Source organism: Citrobacter sp. Cpa228 (genome assembly GCF_030333085.1).
GTDB classification, from domain to species: Bacteria; Pseudomonadota; Gammaproteobacteria; order Enterobacterales; family Enterobacteriaceae; genus Citrobacter; species Citrobacter pasteurii.
On sequence record NZ_JAOWGQ010000039.1, the window covers coordinates 1 to 15699 of the forward strand.

A 15699-nucleotide genomic window follows, 5' to 3' on the forward strand; every position below is an offset into this window, starting at 1 on the left:
TGAATCGCCACGGGTTTAACAGACACCTCAGAGTCATTTAAGATGGCTTAAAGAGAGGTGCCCATGAGCGGTAAGCGTTATCCCGAAGAGTTTAAAACTGAAGCAGTCAAACAGGTTGTTGATCGCGGTTATTCTGTTGCCAGCGTTGCAACACGTCTCGATATCACCACCCACAGCCTTTACGCCTGGATAAAGAAGTACGGTCCGGATTCTTCCACAAATAAAGAACAGTCAGATGCTCAGGCCGAGATCCGCCGTCTCCAGAAAGAGCTGAAGCGGGTTACCGACGAACGGGACATATTAAAAAAAGCCGCGGCGTACTTCGCAAAGCTGTCCGACTGAGGTACGCCTTTATCCGTGACAACACCTGTTGCTGGCCTGTTCGCCTGCTCTGTCGGGTGCTGGATGTTCATCCCAGTGGTTTTTACGCCTGGCTTCAGCAGCCGCATTCACAACGCCATCAGGCAGACCTGAGACTGACAGGACAGATTAAACAGTTCTGGCTGGAATCGGGATGCGTCTATGGTTATCGCAAAATCCATCTGGATCTGCGTGACAGCGGGCAACCGTGCGGAGTGAACAGGGTCTGGCGACTGATGAAACGTGTCGGGATAAAGGCTCAGGTCGGATACCGGAGCCCGCGGGCACGTAAAGGCGAGGCCAGTATCGTGTCACCCAACAGGCTCCAGAGACAGTTCAATCCGGATGCTCCGGATGAGCGTTGGGTAACGGACATAACCTACATCAGGACCCACGAAGGCTGGCTGTATCTTGCCGTGGTTGTTGATCTGTTCTCACGCAAAATTATCGGCTGGTCCATGCAATCCCGGATGACAAAGGACATTGTCCTGAACGCACTGCTGATGGCTGTATGGCGGCGTAATCCCCAAAAACAGGTGCTGGTTCATTCGGATCAGGGCAGTCAGTACACAAGCCATGAGTGGCAGTCGTTCCTGAAATCACACGGCCTGGAAGGCAGCATGAGCCGTCGCGGTAACTGCCATGATAATGCGGTTGCAGAAAGCTTTTTCCAGTTGTTGAAACGCGAACGGATAAAGAAAAAGATCTACGGAACGCGGGAAGAAGCCCGCAGTGATATTTTTGATTACATCGAAATGTTTTATAACAGTAAGCGTCGGCATGGTTCCAGCGATGATATGTCACCGACAGAATATGAAAACCAGTATTATCAACGGCTCGGAAGTGTCTAGATTATCCGTGGCGATTCATAGCCGTCCTTGCTGCCCAGTTCGATGACGATGGCGAGATGGATGTCTGGGGGTTTGGAGAGAAGCATAAGAAGTATCCAAACGTCACTCTGGATAACCTTGACGATTACATTCAGACCATTCGTGGCTCCGGAAAGCGTTCAGCCTGGGAAAATTTGCCGGGGCTTGGTGGTACTAACAATGAACCACCGGTAATGGAAGAAATTGTCGACTACTTCAAAGACTCAAAAATCCCGGTTTACATAGTGTTTATTACCGATGGCGGGATAAGCAAAACCGGAGCAATTAAGAATGCTATCCGGCGCTCAGCCAACTTCCCGATCTTCTGGAAATTTGTCGGCCTCGGTGGGTCTAGCTACGGAATCCTGAAAAACCTGGATGATTTTACAGACCGCCGCGTTGATAACACCCATTTCTTTGCAATGGATGACTTCGGCTCTATCAGCGATGAAAAATTATACGATAACTTACTGGAAGAATTTAGACCGTGGATAGATGAAACAAAAAGGTTAAATATCCTTTAGCTTGCTTCCGGATAAGCTTAATTAGAGGGCTCTGGCGAGAGACCCAGCTGGCTGGGTCTTAAAGGTATCAACGGTCAACCACTGGTCATGGAGGAAACTGTGAAAGCTAACCCGGTCTATTCTTTAAAACGTTCATGTGGTGCGATTTTAGACCCTGAACGACTCCTTTTTTAAGCGGTGTATAAAAGCTTTTTTTCTGTCCCAACGAGGATGGAAGTGCCGCCAGTGGGCATCTTTGGCGGCTGCCAGCAATTCATAATCGCCTCGAGTGTCCCCCCAGGCTCTAAGATGATACTGATCTAATGGTCCGTAAATAGACTCCAGCCGGTTAATTTTCTGTATGCAACGACAATTGTGCCCTGTAATGCGCCCGGTCAGGATACCATTAACGCTTTCCAGCTCTGTACCGATGAGCTTGATCCCCAGTCGTTCAGCAAACGGAGCAAGTACAAGCCTCGGTGAGGCTGAGCAGAGTGTCACCTCAACATTGTTAGACACTTCTGATGCCACAGCCAATAGGCCTGATGCTCTCATCAGACGCCCCCAATAAATGTTGCAATAGGCTTCAGCTTTCTCCTTGACCCACTTTTCCTCGATACCAGTGAGAAACGTTGATATCAAAATTTCTTTGAGTTCATCACGAGTTAGTTTGCGACTCAAACACCGCAGGGTAGGAAGAGCGAGTTTAACCAACCGGCGGGTGAAGACACTGTTACCGAAGGCAAAGCGCAAAAAGGGGATAAAGCTGTCATGTCGGGTAAGCGTTCCATCAAAGTCGAAAACGGAAAGAACCTTTATTTCTGCACGAAATGAATTATCCACAAGCAGCCCTTTTTGAATTAGAAAGGTTTTGCATATTTTATCATCTGAAGATGGCAACTGAAAGCATGCCAGAATTGGATTGGACCATGAGAGGATCACAGTCTTACACAGCTTATTGTTATCAATAATGTAGTGTAGTGGTTTACTATATTTTGCACATGGCTGACGTTCAGATCACTTATCTAAGAATACATTCTACGCAATGCTTTTTCTCCACGGCATCACTTTAGATGAAATAACGCTTGGTTTTGATTGAATCTTCTTTAATGTCATCAGTGATAATGCTGTCGTCGAGCGCAGCATAGTGGACACTATCGTCACCGGCTTCGATGTAATTAGAGAAGTTTTCACTGATAAAGCGGTAAAAAAGCGCACGAGAATATACTGTTTAAAATTCCACCCATCTACTGAGCCTCTGACATCGTTGGCAATGGCCCTGATTTGACGATGTAGTTCTGCACACTGTTGAAGGCTTGTCATTTTTTATCCTGTGATCTGTCCTTGGCATCTGCTGTTAACGCGATTCTATCTCAATTTCGTGGTATCAAAACCCCGGCCTAATGATATCAGGGGCATAGCGCAACTTACGTTGTGATTACTGATGACAGGTAAGAAGTAATTTTTTTCGTTGCTTTTGGATGGATTGCTTTCCAAAGTGTAGGTTCGTACTGCCACCTTCAACAAATCTTCCGGTTGCAATATAATGAAAAGAATTTTCCGTACTATATTACGGCATAAAGCTAATAATAAAGACGAATAACTATGATTTCGGTAAAATATTACTATTAATTAAGTTAAGTATCGCACTATAGTTTTCTTTCTAATAGCTTGGATTGATCAGTATGAAGAGTAATCATAGTCAGCTCAGTTGGGGGGAGCGCCCTATCCCGAAAGGACCGGAGCATTTCGGCGAGCGTCTCAAAGCTGTTATAGGAAAGCAGTCTGTCGCTTCTTTTGCCAGGGATTGCGGGGTCTCCGAAGCATCCATGAGAAAATACCTTAAAACCGGTACAGAGCCAGGTATCGATAGCGTGGCTATGATTGCCGCCTGTACCGGACGTTCTCTGACCTGGCTTATTACGGGGGAAGGCGACCCCTTTACGGACAACGCCAAGCAGGAACACTTTTCAGAAGAAGATATCAAAAAATGGTGGGGCCTTATTTTCGACGCTTTGGACGTTGAAAATAAAACCAAAATTATCCATGCTTTTCAGCAAGGTGGCCTGAGTTCTGTATTTCATCCTTCTCTCGCTACCAGTAAGGCGGTCAAAATAAAGGGATAGTGTGGGCCTGTAAGCGCATTTCTGGCTGTTTTGATGATGAGATCGTGGGATTCCGCTATGGTGAGCAACGGCCTTCAGGGTGGCTTACCGGTCGCCTGAGGGCGGTATCTGAGCTGTCGCTTTATTCCCCGAATTCGATTTACCTTCCGGCTGGTTATAATTCCAGCTCCAGTCTCCTCTGCTGATGCTGTATATCCCCGTTTTGCAGGTCTTACAATGTTTCTCCCCCTGATAGTGAGTATTGCACCAGACACAGAACCAGTGCGTAACCGGGTTGATGGTATCCATACTGTCAACCAGTGCGCGTAATCGTAGAAGAAAAGCCTGCCTCCTGATTTCTGCCCGAATGTAACCACATTTTGACACATCGGCTTTAGTGACTTTAGTAGGCGGAAAATGCTCAAACCAGGCTTCTTCACCAATGATGTTGTCCTGCAGCCTTACAGGACAATGGCAATCAGGACAGCGCCACAGATTGTCAGTTCCGGGCTGAACCTCTTTTGCAGGAACGTAATGATTGTCAGCGTCGAGTGCCAGATACTGCTTTACCCGCAATATGTTTATCTTGGGCATGGCTATGATTCCTTTTAGTTTCATACAGATGAGACGGGGATGACAATCAGAAGAGATGTGTACATGCCCAGTGTACCTCTGTCGTTATTTTCGATATGCGTAGAATGCGCTACATGCATTTCTAACCGGTTTTCTTTTTAAGATGTGTAACTCGTTAGTGTTAAAGCGTAAAGCTTCAATGAAGGCTTTGGGGCGGTTTGAGTCAGTAGCTCGAGTTAACTTATCAGATTTATTCTCAGTTATATTACTGTCGCGACTGATTGATGCGGTTTTGAACCCAGGCCTCCACTTCACTTTGCATCCAGCGGGAACTACGACCCAGTTTAATTGGCTTCGGAAACTCTCCGTCTTTGATCAGCTTGTAGAACCATTTATCGGTTAAGCCCGTAAAGCTGGTGATAAATGCCATATCGACCATTTTGTCGTTGGCGAGGTAGGATTGTTGGTCGTTGTTGCTCATGGGGTTGTCTCCATACTGATATTGAGTGAATCAGGAGACGCGCCATTGCTGGTGGTTGACGGTTGACGCATTCTCCTTCTCAACATCCACTCCCTCGTAAAAAATTACGTATCAGTTCTGAGAGCAGCCAAAGTTACGCTGACCATCGGAGTTGTCTTTGCTGTACTCTTTAGCCAAATAAATTGCTCTTGAGGTCAAATCTTCGTAAGTGTCCTCGAAGTAACGGTTATTACGGTTTAACTGATAAAACCCGCTTGGTGGGATGTGAATCAGTCCCACATACTTGCTTTCCGCGTATTCTCGTTTGATTGCCCGTATCCATGCCCGAACAACCATATTAAAAACACTCTGGTTGAAGGTATTACCAGGATCTTGTTTAATCTTCCCCGGCCATGCATAGGCGTCTTTGTTGAGCAAAAGCAATACGTGATAATGTTTCTTGCTCCCTTCCTGATTAAATTCCCGTACCCATACAAATCTCATGTTGCATGTCAGGGTCTTCTTACCCGCTTTTCTCTTACGATTAATGTCCGCTTTGATCTGTGCTTTTACCGAGTTGATGAAGCGAGTGATGACCTCAGAGCCTGTATAACACTGTGTAGGGCAATCTGGACGCTCTTCTTCGTCAGGGAAGCGCAGATCGAATCTGATTGCCAATAGCCGGGGATACTGTTTTAACGCTCTGTCAATTGTTCTGGTGATACCGTGCACATAGGTTTGATTCAGTTCCCCATACCGGCTTTGGTTCTTGGTGTTCATTACGTGGTGTCCTTAGCTGATTGAACTCAGCTCATCGGATACCTGGTAATGATTTAAGGAATGCTGAAATCTACTAATCTCTTCTCCTTGCGATATGCCACTACTCCACTTCCTATAGATTTCCCCTAACGGGATGGTTACGGGTACTCATATCCCCTTATGTAGATCTACTTCCGTATGTCTTTGTTGCTTACTGATACCTATGTCTACTACATCTACGTCCATTATTAACAATACGAAGGAACAGAAGGGAAAAGGAAGGGAATGGCAATAGAAGAAAGAAAACCTAAAAATGAAGGAAAACTTCTATCGACACCCACTGAAATCACTCTCAAGTTAGTGTGGCCTGTCGGGGAGTTTTGGGCATGCAGGAATGGGGCTTGAATCTACTGCCAGTGCGTCAGAGATAGTAAAAGCTCTTTTAATTGAAGTAGCAGTATTTTTATACGGAGCTTGAAAGTAATAGGCATCGTGGAAGCGATATGGTGTTCCATTCAGTTTTTTACCAGCCTTACAACTTGGTGAAGCTGGTAGCTATGTCGACTTGGCGAGAAGTATAGTTACAGGCATAGTGGACTATTAAAGAAAAGTGCTGTACTTTTTTAGTAAAAATAAGTGCTGTACTTTGTGGGTTAGAGGTGTCTATGCCGAGTGAAAAAAGAGTTTCAGTAAACTTTGACGATGTGTCTTTCCTCGAGTTTCTTGAGAAGACAGCTGCTCCCAAGACAAAAAATAAAGATGGCAAAGGGAAAAGTAAAAGTATTTCACGATTCATATTACAGGTATTGAAAGAAAAATATGAAGAAGAATACTTTTACAGTAAAAGAAAGCATTATTTTGAAAATGAGCGTTTCTTTAAAAATGATTTTAATGAAATGACTACTGCTGAATTGCTTAAAGCATCTGCGGGAAAAGAGATAATGAAGAAAACATTTGATGCCATATGGTATCAAATGGAAAATACAGAGGTAATAATAAAAGAAAGTCATACTGCTGATGGACATAAAGATGTAAAGAAAAAGAGCAAAATATCTAACATTAGCGATACTCATAGCTTTGTTTATAGTTTCATGAATTATACAATTGACAACCCTTACTCTTTAATTAAGCATCTAAAGCCAAATCTTATTGAAATTTTGCATGATGAATTTAAATCAATCGTTCCAAACATAAATGAAACGTTTTGGGACTCTGAAATTGCTCAAACTCATGCATATGGAAAGGCAGACATTAATTTATTCATGGTTAGTAGGCTTGATATTTCAGTGCTAGGCATTGTTGATAATATGGTTCAGTTATACATTAGTGTTTCTTATTCTATTAAGAGATTTCCCTCTCTTTATGCTGAGAAAGATCTTTTGTTCAGGCTTCTTGACTTTGATAATATACAATTTAAATCTTTCGCAGCTATAGCCAAAGGGCATATTGCACGAAACAAATATCACCGACTAATATATCTGGAGGGTTTTACTGATTACATCAGGAATCGTGGTTACTTTGTTGGGTTTTTACATCGCCCACGAACATTAGATGAAATGACAAACTATGTTAATGATTTTAAATGTAAAAAGGATGTTAGCAATATAAATGGACAATACATTAAAATATTCATGAGTCAGTCCGTTGTATCTGTAGATGAGAACTCCCTAAAAAAACATACCCGTATGGAACTTGGCATTCGACTGTGGAAAAAATAGGATAAGTTCCAAATAACTACATCTATAGCAGGTCAACTTCCATACCTGCTGGATTATGCAAGTAAGATTCACATGCATACTTTTTAAAGTATATATGATTCATGTGTTAATAAAACTACCTTGTTTTTATAAGCAGTGTTTTATTAATTCTCTCTTATCTAAAAAACCATCCTTCGGGGTGGTTTTTTTATACCAGTTTAAAAGGAATGAAAAATGACTCGTTTAGCTTCCCGCTTTGGTAAAGTGAATGTAATCCGCCGCGACCGTCCTTTAACTCGCGATGAATTGTTTTGTGTCGTCCCCAGCGTATTCAGTGAGGAAAAGCATGCATCACGCAGTGATCGCTATACTTATATTCCGACAATTACCCTACTGGATAACCTGCAACGTGAAGGTTTTCAGCCGTTCTTCGCCTGTCAGACCCGTGTGCGCGACCAGAGCAAACGCGAACACACCAAACATATGCTGCGGTTACGCCGTAAAGGCCAAATCACCGACAAACAGGTGCCGGAGATCATCCTGCTTAACAGCCATGATGGTTCGAGTAGCTATCAAATGTTACCTGGGATTTTCAGGGCTGTATGTCAGAACGGGTTAATTTGCGGTGAGTCCTTTGGCGAAGTGCGTGTCCCCCACAAAGGAGATGTTGTTGAGAAAGTTATTGAAGGGGCCTATGAGGTTTTGGGGATCTTTGATCGTGTGGATGAGCGACGTGAGGAAATGCAGGCACTTTTGCTTCCACCGCCTGCCCAACAAGCAATGGCTAAAGCGGCACTGACCTATCGATTTGGCGAAGAGTTCCAGCCAGTGACAGAAACACAGTTGTTGGCACCCCGCCGTTGGGAAGATCAAAATAATGATCTCTGGACGACTTACCAGCGGATTCAGGAGAACCTGATTAAAGGAGGGCTACCGGGACACACTGCAAAGGGGAGAAGCAGTCGAACCCGTGCTGTTACTGGAATTAATGGTGATGTAAAACTCAATCGTGCTTTATGGGTAATGGCAGAAAATATGCTTCACCTATGCTCATAGACTACATATTTGTTCTTCGTTTTATTCCTTATATATCTGTAGTGACCTCAGATTAAATACTGATACCTAAAACGTTATCTTCCCTATCACCATACTTAGCTAGCTTATATCAGCATCGTTATGCTTGGGCATTAGTCTTCATTACGATTACCCATTTCTGCCACTCGAAATCTCATTGACCGAGAAACCCACTATGTCTGAATTACTAATGATAGCCCCACTAGGGATGCCATCCGCTTCACTACGTATCATAGAACGTGCAATACGATTACTTGACCGGCACCTTAGGGTGTCCGGTCAGTCGCTGACCTCCAGCCATGCAGTCCGCGATATGCTCCGTCTGCAGATGGCTGGACTTGAGCGCGAGATCTTTATGGTGTTTTACCTCGACAACCAGAACCGCCTGCTGGAAAGCGAAATCGTTTTTCTCGGCACCATCAACAAGACCGAAGTTCATGCACGCGAAATCGTCAAAGGCGCGCTGCGCCACAATGCTGCTGCTGTCATTCTTGCCCATAACCATCCGTCAGGCTGCATTGACCCCAGCCATGCTGACAAGACTATCACCCAACGGCTCATACAGGCTCTTGGACTCATTGAGGTTCGTGTGCTGGATCATCTCATTGTTGGACGCAGTGACATCCTGTCCTTCGCCGAGCAAGGACTGATATGAAGGCCCTGACAATAAACGTCATCTATTACCGGAGTAATAACTCATGACATCATCCATTTCCCCGCAATGGGGGCTGCGGTATGACATCACACCCTGCTTTGGTGCCCGCCTAGTGCAGGAGAGGAATCGGCTGCATTACCTGGGCGACCGAGCCGGTCTTTACGGTAAATTCTCACCTGAGCTATTACGGGAGCTTGACCATAGTTTCCCGATATTTATCAGCCTCATGGAGGCTGCTCTGCGAAGCTCTGAACTGGATCCACACAATTCGCGCAGTATCAGTCTTGAAAGAGAAGGATTGGTTTGTGAAGCCGATACGCGAGGAAGCTGCGGCTATGTATACATCACCATTTATCCCGCTTCACCGCCAATCTAGAGGAGGCAGAAATGTGTGCTCCTATGGAACAATTAAACACCTTATGGCGGGAACTGGGATACATCGTTGTAGCAGAAGACGAGGATAGTCTTATTATCAGCAAGCCTTTTCTCCATTTTCCCGCCGGTACGCCCGTTTCAGATATCTGGACCTGGTTCGAAAACAGTAATAATGAATTCTTCGTCGCCCAAATGCTTTACGGCAAACCAACACACTAGACGTTCTTAAATTAACTCATTAAGGATTACGGATGAAACAGTTTACTGTACCGGTTACGGTGCCGATTTCACCATACCTGCAGCCCGTGCAGGTATGGCAGACATTACTTACATATCTGCTGGATAAACATTATGGACTTACACTGAATGACACACCTTTTCATGACGGCAACATCATCAGTGAACATATTGAGGCAGGAGTTTCGCTGGTCGATGCGGTTAACTTTCTAGTGGAGCGCTTTGAACTTGTCCGTATTGACCAGAGAGGTTTCACCGGGCAAGATCAAGAACCTTGGTTAACGCCTTTGGATGTCCACCGGGCAAGATTTAAACTCAGCATAAATCGCGCATAATTTAAACAGCTATCTAACAAGGAAAAGCATATGGGGGCATAATTGGGGGCATGAAAGATAAACAGATTTTAAAATATTCAATAAATTCAATGGATTTATACATTAAATGCGACTCCTGTGATCTCCGCCAAAATTCTCATATCATCCTCAAAGATTTTATTTCGTTTCAATTTTCATAACCTTCAGAAAAAAGAAACATAAAAGTTAATATATTCACCGAACTAATGGCAACAAGATCGGCCGCAGCTCGCCTTTCCAATGAGCACGTTAGAGCGCTGAATATGATCGACTTAGCATTCTATGGTGATATAAATGGAAGTATAAACAAAAGAACAAAATCCGAGAAAAAAGCCCTTGATGCCTGGAAAGAATATTTCACTCATTTATGTACTCACTGTCCAGAAAGTGAGAGTGGTAACACGATGTGGAATCAAACTAGCGATAGACTATTTGTGAATTTACTTTCGGTTATGGCTGAAGATATAGGCTACGATTTTGATCGAGTTCATTTGCAGAACGCTATTTATATACCTGTAGCTCACGGAAAAATGAATTTAGATAATCAAAAAATTCGTAAAGGCCTAGCTTCAATTTTCTCTGGTGAAACAGCATTAAAAATGGATGTGGTTTCTTTTCCCGAATCTTCTGACGCTCAAAATTCTCAATTGAACTAGCCTACATTTCTGGCTCAATACCTAATTTACGTAATTCATTTCTCCCCAAGGTTTTGAGCCAATTCCCCAAACTCATCCCTTCTGCTTTTGCAGCAGCCTCGAACTGCGCCTTTAACTCCGGCGTGATACGAATCTGAAAAGTCGGTGCTTTTCCGGATTTGGACTGATTTGGGTCGCGTTTAGCCGTTGACATGTACGTACCTACAAGCGCAAGATATCACCAATCAGGTACGTACCTTTTTATCTAACGACCTGACTTATAAACGCCCTCGCCCGGTATTCGCAGTACCCGACGAGAGCTAACCTCACCAACTATCAAGGAGTTGATTATGGCTGATTCGCATTCTACCCCAGACAGCGACCAATCCGGAACCGAGCGTTCGGTAATTGTGGGATATCGCCCGAATGTTTTCGACAAATCCACACCCAAAATTATTCTTTCCGGTAAGTGGCTACGCACAGCGGGGTTTGATACCGGGCAACAGATTAGCGTAAAAGTGATGAACGGCTGTATCGTCCTGATGGTCTATGGCGAACAGGAGCAACGATTGCAGGATGAGCTGCAAGAGTCACAGCAGAAGTTAATAATAATTAAGAGCACGCTGGCGACTCTCCAGTGAAGTGCGGCTGAACCGGTAAGCGTTAATTACAGGTTAGCCAGATGCCGGATGGCGCTAACGCTTATCCGGCCTACTTTCAAAATTAATTACCCGTCCCAAATCAATCATCTAAATTATATATGGATATTTTAAATTCACCCGCGGAATAAGTTATTTATTTTTATCTATTATTAATGCCTTTACTATTGCAAACCAATCGTAAAAACCTTTATATGTTATTTTTTAACAAAGTGGACTATTAAAATGGCAATTCCTGCTTATCTCTGACTCAAAGACGATGGTGGTGCACCTATAAAGGGTTCTGTTGATGTAAATAATCGCGAACATTCAATCGAGGTGACATCGTTTAGCCATAACCTTTATATCCCAACGGATGGTAACACAGGAAAGCTTACTGGCACACGTGTGCACGGCGCACTGATTTTTGAGAAGGAATTCGATAGCGCTTCCCCTTATCTTTTTAAAGCCGTTGCCACAGGGCAAAGCTTGCAATCGGCCGAATTCAAATGGTACGAGATCAATGATGCAGGTCAGGAAGTAGAGTACTACAACATGCTCCTCGAAGGGGTTAAAGTTGTATCCGTAACACCGATGATGCATGACACTAAAACTGTCATCAATGTTGGTCATAGAGAATAAGTACAGCTACGTTACGATAAAATCACCTGGCACTATCTCGATGGGAACATTCAATATTCAGATGCCTGGAATGAACGCATAACCGAATAAGTGAAATCATATGGACACTGTCGAAGAGCTTAACGGTACATATTTCTACAGAGGGTTTGCTAATCTTTCAGCAGGAGAACTTCTTTTCTGGATTTTCCTGGATAAAACAAGTGAACAATTTGGCGTAAATGATTATATGACCTTGGGTCTAATTTTACTTGGTCAACCTACGATCGCAACCAGAGATAAGTCGATAGGGGCAACTGCAGGGACATCACCACTGAGCTCTCAGTTACGACATTGGTTAAATATAGAAACTAGACGTTTACCCACCCTAACTACAGGAAGTATAAGACGATTAAAATTTGCATATGTAACAAATCTGGGCGCTTTTGTTGGAAGATGGATTCCAATATTGGGGATTGTCATAATGGCTTATGACGTGACTGAGATTTCATACAAAGTCACAATTAAATATAACACCATAGCCAGAGGTAAAGATAAGCTATGGTAAGTGATGATGATATCATCGCCTGGTACGATGAAACATTTAATAAACCCAGCTTATTCTTTAAAAAGCGTTGGCCAGTCACTCTCGATACCAGCCTTTCAACGGGAGATTATGTGTGGGCCAGTGAAACGGGCGCAGACATCATGGATGCTTACTTTGCAACTTTCAATGTTGATTGCGCCAATTTCAATTTCTATAAATATTGGCCTATTGAGACATTCATACTTTATGCAATGTTTACCTGTAGCAGAGATGACGATGAGCCACAGCCATTAACACTCCGCATGCTGGCAGAGTCTGCAAAAGCGGGTAAATGGCTTTATGACTGAACCTTATTGACGGATGCCATTTATCCGACCTACCGCTTCCCCAAAAAATAAAGCCGCTGACCTATTAATCAGCGGCTTTTCTGTTACTTACAATCCCGTCAGAAATTGTATTTCACGCCCAGCATACCGCGGGTATCGCTGTAGCCTTTGTCGCCGACCTGTTGAGCCACGTTGCTCCACACGTTGAGGCGCGGGGTGATTTGCCCTTCAACGCCGACTTTCAGCTCGCCGATGTTCTTCGTGCCGCGCATATCGTTGCTCACATCATCCATCTTCACGCGGGTCGTCTTCGTGTTGTGGATCCAGTTGGCTTCGACAAACGGCTGGAACTCGCGTGATTTACCGTCGTCGATGGCGTTGTGACCGTTGATAAAGGCTTTCACACCCAGACGGGTCATCAGGTTGCCATCGGTGTTGTCTTTCACGCGGGTACCGTTCGCTTCGCGGTGGCTGTCGGCCTGCACGTCCATCCACACCACCTGCGCTTTCGGTTGCAGCCAGTAGCTGTTGCGCTCGTTTTCACCCAGTTTGAAGCTGTAACCGGCTTCTACCGAAGCGGTTATCCCGCTGGATTTGTATTTCTCTGTCGCCTGCTCCTGGCCCATCACTTTGTTATCAAACCAGTTGTACAGCATCCAAGTATCCACGTAGGTGCCGGTTTTGTCTGCGTCATTGGCATACCAGGTGCCGTACAGCCCCACGCTGTAACCGGTAACCTGACCACGTGAATGGTAGCCGGTCAGGCTGGACTGCGTGCGGTTCTGGCTGTTGGCATAGCCTGCCATTGCGCCAATGTGCCAGCGGTCGAGACCGTCGGAACTCCACTGCGCCAGATCGCCGCCTAACTGCAACACATAGCTGTTGCTTTGGGTTTTTAACTGCCCGCTGCCGTCTTTAAAGCGGGTATGCGCCCCGACGTTACGCATCCACATACTGGTGACTTTTTTCTCGCCCGTCAGCATGTCGATGTACTGCGTTTCGCCCAGACGATCGTGCAGTCGGGTCATAAACAGCGTGTTAGCGGCGTAGTTGTTCGCCAGATAGCTACCCGCTTCCGGACGGTACTGCTGCTCAGTGACCGGAGGTGCTACAGGTTCTTCCGGTTCAGGAATAATCGGGTCCACAGGATCGACCGGGTCTGGGTCAACAGGATCAGGGTCATGCGGATCGACCGGGTCCGGGTCTTCCGGATCCGGCGGAGCAGGAATAAAGCTGGTCAGATACCAGTTGTTGCCCTTCTGCACAACGTTATAGTCGTAGGCACCGGCAACAATACGGCTTGCCTTCTCAAAATTGCCGTCAGAATTGCCAGCCACTTCAATTATCTCAATCCCTTCAACGGTTTGTGCCCCGGTGCCGCCAATGTTGTTCACCGCCACAAAAGAGTCACCCGTGGTGTTGCCGAGAACAATCAGCTTATCGGTTTCGGAGGTATCGTCATTGAGGACGGTATTAAAGACCAGCGTGCCGCCGTTGCCGGTGTAATCTTCATTGATGGTAAGCGTCTGCCACGGTTCGCCGTCAGTATGCCTAAAGTTCACCACCGCCCCGCTGTTCAGCGTCAGGTCGGTGAGCGTGGAACTGTTAGTCATATTCCAAACTGCATCACTCATTTGCAGCGAGATAACCCCCGTTCCGGCCGTGACGCTGGTGATGTATGACGCCCCACTCCACAACGAGTTGTCGGTCATGTTGAGCTTAATCGCACTGTTTTGCTGCGGCAGGCTGCTGTTCGCGGCAGTCGCGCCAGCGGCGTGAAGATCGCCGTCGATGAGGAAGCGTCCGCCAGCAGAGCCATCGACGATACCGCCCGTTTCTGTGCTGATGGCGTAGCTTTCATTGCTGTGGTCGCCCGCCATAGCAATAGTAGCGCCGCCACCAAGATTTACCGTGCCGCGTGAAATCGCATACAGACCGCGTGGCGCTTTGCTGTAAGAGGCTGCCTTCGTAGAGCTGTTAACGTTAATCGTCGCGTTATCACCCAGATTCACCGTTGCATTGGTGGAATAGACCGCATGGGCGCTGGCACCGCTCACCGAAATAGTGGCGTTATTGCCCAGTTCCGTTTTGGAAGATGAGGCGGCGTAAATTCCTGTTGAGGAGGCCCCCGATGTCTCGATAGTGGCATCATTCCCAAGGCGGATTGACGAGCCGCTCTGCCCGGAACGGATCCCCTCTGAACCAACGCCGGTAGTCACAATGTGTGCACGATCGCCGACGATAATCGTATTCTTGGCAAGCGTGGCATCTCTCATCGCGTTGGCGGTGATACCACGCCCCTGATTTCCGGTCGTTTTGATATACAGATCGTCGCCGACGTAAATGTTTGCCGACCCTATCCAGCCCTGGCCAATTGCGTTGTAACCAGCGTTTATACCGTCACCATCCAGACCATCCACGTAGATGCTGGTGCGATCCCCGGTGATAATAAAGACCGGATTATCCGGCGTGTTGGCACCGTGTGTACGGATGCCATCAACGTTTTTACCGTTATCAGCGGAATTCTTTGAGTTAGTGTAAATCGTCAGGTCATCGCCAAAAATAACGCCCGGACTTCCCGTTTGGCTGTTCTGAATAACGGTAATGGAGTGCTCAAAGGCTTCTGCTCCTGGCCCATTGAGCGTTAACCCATTGCCATAAACAGGAATGGTGCCAGCACTCCATTGATAAACATAATTCGGCGTGGCGCTGGTTTTTGCGAAACTGGCATTCGCCTGAGCAGGAAATAAAGCCTGCAATTCCGGCGAAAGGCTGCTCACCAGTCCACTGGAAGGCAGACTGTCAATATCAATCCAGGCCGCGTGGGTTGAAAATACCATTGACGTTAACGCGGCTGATACCGCTATAGCAATGCGTGAGTAATGCTTAGGTTTTTTCATAATAGCCTCCTGCTT

At 45.7% G+C, this 15699-nt stretch carries 17 protein-coding genes and 4 pseudogenes; 14 read left to right on the forward strand and 7 right to left on the reverse strand.

Annotated features, from left to right (window positions below):
- Positions 1–63 precede the first annotated feature (63 nt).
- Positions 64–1211 (forward strand): IS3 family transposase gene (locus tag OGX91_RS06615; RefSeq protein WP_123652889.1). Its coding sequence is split into 2 segments (ribosomal slippage): positions 64–301 and positions 301–1211, totalling 1149 coding nucleotides; the frame shifts between segments, so codons are not numbered across the junction.
- A gap of 17 nt (positions 1212–1228) precedes the next feature.
- Positions 1229–1753 (forward strand): annotated as a pseudogene (locus OGX91_RS06620) (VWA domain-containing protein); the annotation flags it as partial.
- Between the two features lie 147 nt (positions 1754–1900).
- Here the strand turns inward: OGX91_RS06620 and OGX91_RS06625 are convergent.
- Both OGX91_RS06625 and OGX91_RS06630 read right to left on the reverse strand, forming a co-directional pair.
- Positions 1901–2581, reverse strand: coding sequence for an HAD-IB family phosphatase (locus OGX91_RS06625; protein ID WP_050875561.1), 681 nt, complete (start codon positions 2579–2581; stop codon positions 1901–1903).
- Positions 2582–2804: 223 nt separating this feature from the next.
- Positions 2805–3055 (reverse strand): annotated as a pseudogene (locus OGX91_RS06630) (type I restriction-modification system subunit M N-terminal domain-containing protein); the annotation flags it as partial.
- Between the two features lie 362 nt (positions 3056–3417).
- Here OGX91_RS06630 and OGX91_RS06635 point away from each other — a divergent pair.
- Complete coding sequence (locus OGX91_RS06635) at positions 3418–3858, forward strand: helix-turn-helix domain-containing protein (RefSeq protein WP_075848914.1); 441 nt, start codon at positions 3418–3420, stop codon at positions 3856–3858.
- A gap of 84 nt (positions 3859–3942) precedes the next feature.
- Here OGX91_RS06635 and OGX91_RS06640 read toward each other — a convergent pair whose 3' ends face one another.
- The 3 genes from OGX91_RS06640 to OGX91_RS06650 form a co-directional block, all read right to left on the reverse strand.
- On the reverse strand, positions 3943–4431 hold the full coding sequence (locus OGX91_RS06640) for a putative zinc ribbon protein (RefSeq protein WP_075848916.1): 489 nt from the start codon (positions 4429–4431) through the stop codon (positions 3943–3945).
- A gap of 244 nt (positions 4432–4675) precedes the next feature.
- Positions 4676–4891 (reverse strand): helix-turn-helix transcriptional regulator, encoded by a 216-nt coding sequence (locus OGX91_RS06645; protein ID WP_075848918.1) that lies wholly within the window; start codon positions 4889–4891, stop codon positions 4676–4678.
- 111 nt (positions 4892–5002) lie between these two features.
- Positions 5003–5650, reverse strand: coding sequence for an inovirus Gp2 family protein (locus OGX91_RS06650; RefSeq protein ID WP_075848920.1), 648 nt, complete (start codon positions 5648–5650; stop codon positions 5003–5005).
- 644 nt (positions 5651–6294) lie between these two features.
- Between OGX91_RS06650 and OGX91_RS06655 the strand changes: the two genes are divergently transcribed.
- From OGX91_RS06655 to OGX91_RS06685, 7 genes and pseudogenes are all read left to right on the forward strand, one after another.
- Positions 6295–7347: a hypothetical protein gene (locus tag OGX91_RS06655; protein ID WP_193145710.1), complete on the forward strand. Its 1053-nt coding sequence runs from the start codon at positions 6295–6297 to the stop codon at positions 7345–7347.
- Positions 7348–7560: 213 nt separating this feature from the next.
- Positions 7561–8382 (forward strand): DUF932 domain-containing protein, encoded by an 822-nt coding sequence (locus OGX91_RS06660; protein ID WP_075848924.1) that lies wholly within the window; start codon positions 7561–7563, stop codon positions 8380–8382.
- Positions 8383–8575: 193 nt separating this feature from the next.
- The gene (gene radC / locus OGX91_RS06665) at positions 8576–9055 is read left to right on the forward strand and encodes a RadC family protein (RefSeq protein ID WP_077249807.1); all 480 of its coding nucleotides are present in this window, start codon (positions 8576–8578) and stop codon (positions 9053–9055) included.
- Positions 9056–9098: 43 nt separating this feature from the next.
- The gene (locus OGX91_RS06670; protein WP_075848926.1) at positions 9099–9431 is read left to right on the forward strand and encodes a type IV toxin-antitoxin system YeeU family antitoxin; all 333 of its coding nucleotides are present in this window, start codon (positions 9099–9101) and stop codon (positions 9429–9431) included.
- 23 nt (positions 9432–9454) lie between these two features.
- The gene (locus OGX91_RS06675; protein WP_223307978.1) at positions 9455–9649 is read left to right on the forward strand and encodes a hypothetical protein; all 195 of its coding nucleotides are present in this window, start codon (positions 9455–9457) and stop codon (positions 9647–9649) included.
- A 32-nt stretch (positions 9650–9681) separates the two neighbouring features.
- Entirely contained in the window at positions 9682–10002 is a 321-nt protein-coding gene (locus OGX91_RS06680) for a TA system toxin CbtA family protein (RefSeq protein WP_050875549.1), read from the forward strand.
- 194 nt (positions 10003–10196) lie between these two features.
- Positions 10197–10676: pseudogene (locus OGX91_RS06685) on the forward strand (DUF6680 family protein); the annotation flags it as partial.
- Position 10677: 1 nt separating this feature from the next.
- On the opposite strand, the gene OGX91_RS06690 reads toward OGX91_RS06685, so the two are convergent.
- Positions 10678–10869, reverse strand: coding sequence for a toxin-antitoxin system HicB family antitoxin (locus OGX91_RS06690; protein WP_003844491.1), 192 nt, complete (start codon positions 10867–10869; stop codon positions 10678–10680).
- Positions 10870–11005: 136 nt separating this feature from the next.
- Between OGX91_RS06690 and OGX91_RS06695 the strand changes: the two genes are divergently transcribed.
- From OGX91_RS06695 to OGX91_RS06710, 4 genes and pseudogenes are all read left to right on the forward strand, one after another.
- Positions 11006–11296 (forward strand): SymE family type I addiction module toxin, encoded by a 291-nt coding sequence (locus tag OGX91_RS06695; RefSeq protein WP_040231550.1) that lies wholly within the window; start codon positions 11006–11008, stop codon positions 11294–11296.
- A 291-nt stretch (positions 11297–11587) separates the two neighbouring features.
- Positions 11588–12025: pseudogene (locus tag OGX91_RS06700) on the forward strand (Hcp family type VI secretion system effector).
- 10 nt (positions 12026–12035) lie between these two features.
- Entirely contained in the window at positions 12036–12479 is a 444-nt protein-coding gene (locus OGX91_RS06705) for an STM2901 family protein (RefSeq protein ID WP_149691889.1), read from the forward strand.
- Positions 12473–12805, forward strand: a complete 333-nt coding sequence (locus OGX91_RS06710; protein ID WP_149691890.1) for a DUF1493 family protein — start codon at positions 12473–12475, stop codon at positions 12803–12805. The genes OGX91_RS06705 and OGX91_RS06710 overlap by 7 nt, the downstream gene beginning before the upstream one ends.
- 98 nt (positions 12806–12903) lie before the next feature.
- On the opposite strand, the gene misL is transcribed toward OGX91_RS06710, so the two are convergent.
- Positions 12904–15684: an intestinal colonization autotransporter adhesin MisL gene (gene misL / locus OGX91_RS06715; protein ID WP_149691891.1), complete on the reverse strand. Its 2781-nt coding sequence runs from the start codon at positions 15682–15684 to the stop codon at positions 12904–12906.
- Between the last annotated feature and the right edge of the window lie 15 nt (positions 15685–15699).

What these genes read in the sequence shown, in the direction of transcription:
- OGX91_RS06635 (WP_075848914.1), top strand. Translation starts at nt 3,418, where the DNA reads ATGAAGAGTAATCATAGTCAGCTCAGTTGGGGGGAGCGCCCTATCCCG.
- OGX91_RS06640 (WP_075848916.1), bottom strand. Translation starts at nt 4,431, where the DNA reads ATGCCCAAGATAAACATATTGCGGGTAAAGCAGTATCTGGCACTCGAC.
- OGX91_RS06645 (WP_075848918.1), bottom strand. Translation starts at nt 4,891, where the DNA reads ATGAGCAACAACGACCAACAATCCTACCTCGCCAACGACAAAATGGTC.
- OGX91_RS06650 (WP_075848920.1), bottom strand. Translation starts at nt 5,650, where the DNA reads ATGAACACCAAGAACCAAAGCCGGTATGGGGAACTGAATCAAACCTAT.
- OGX91_RS06655 (WP_193145710.1), top strand. Translation starts at nt 6,295, where the DNA reads ATGCCGAGTGAAAAAAGAGTTTCAGTAAACTTTGACGATGTGTCTTTC.
- OGX91_RS06660 (WP_075848924.1), top strand. Translation starts at nt 7,561, where the DNA reads ATGACTCGTTTAGCTTCCCGCTTTGGTAAAGTGAATGTAATCCGCCGC.
- radC (WP_077249807.1), top strand. Translation starts at nt 8,576, where the DNA reads ATGTCTGAATTACTAATGATAGCCCCACTAGGGATGCCATCCGCTTCA.
- OGX91_RS06670 (WP_075848926.1), top strand. Translation starts at nt 9,099, where the DNA reads ATGACATCATCCATTTCCCCGCAATGGGGGCTGCGGTATGACATCACA.
- OGX91_RS06675 (WP_223307978.1), top strand. Translation starts at nt 9,455, where the DNA reads ATGGAACAATTAAACACCTTATGGCGGGAACTGGGATACATCGTTGTA.
- OGX91_RS06680 (WP_050875549.1), top strand. Translation starts at nt 9,682, where the DNA reads ATGAAACAGTTTACTGTACCGGTTACGGTGCCGATTTCACCATACCTG.
- OGX91_RS06690 (WP_003844491.1), bottom strand. Translation starts at nt 10,869, where the DNA reads ATGTCAACGGCTAAACGCGACCCAAATCAGTCCAAATCCGGAAAAGCA.
- OGX91_RS06695 (WP_040231550.1), top strand. Translation starts at nt 11,006, where the DNA reads ATGGCTGATTCGCATTCTACCCCAGACAGCGACCAATCCGGAACCGAG.
- OGX91_RS06705 (WP_149691889.1), top strand. Translation starts at nt 12,036, where the DNA reads ATGGACACTGTCGAAGAGCTTAACGGTACATATTTCTACAGAGGGTTT.
- OGX91_RS06710 (WP_149691890.1), top strand. Translation starts at nt 12,473, where the DNA reads ATGGTAAGTGATGATGATATCATCGCCTGGTACGATGAAACATTTAAT.
- misL (WP_149691891.1), bottom strand. Translation starts at nt 15,684, where the DNA reads ATGAAAAAACCTAAGCATTACTCACGCATTGCTATAGCGGTATCAGCC.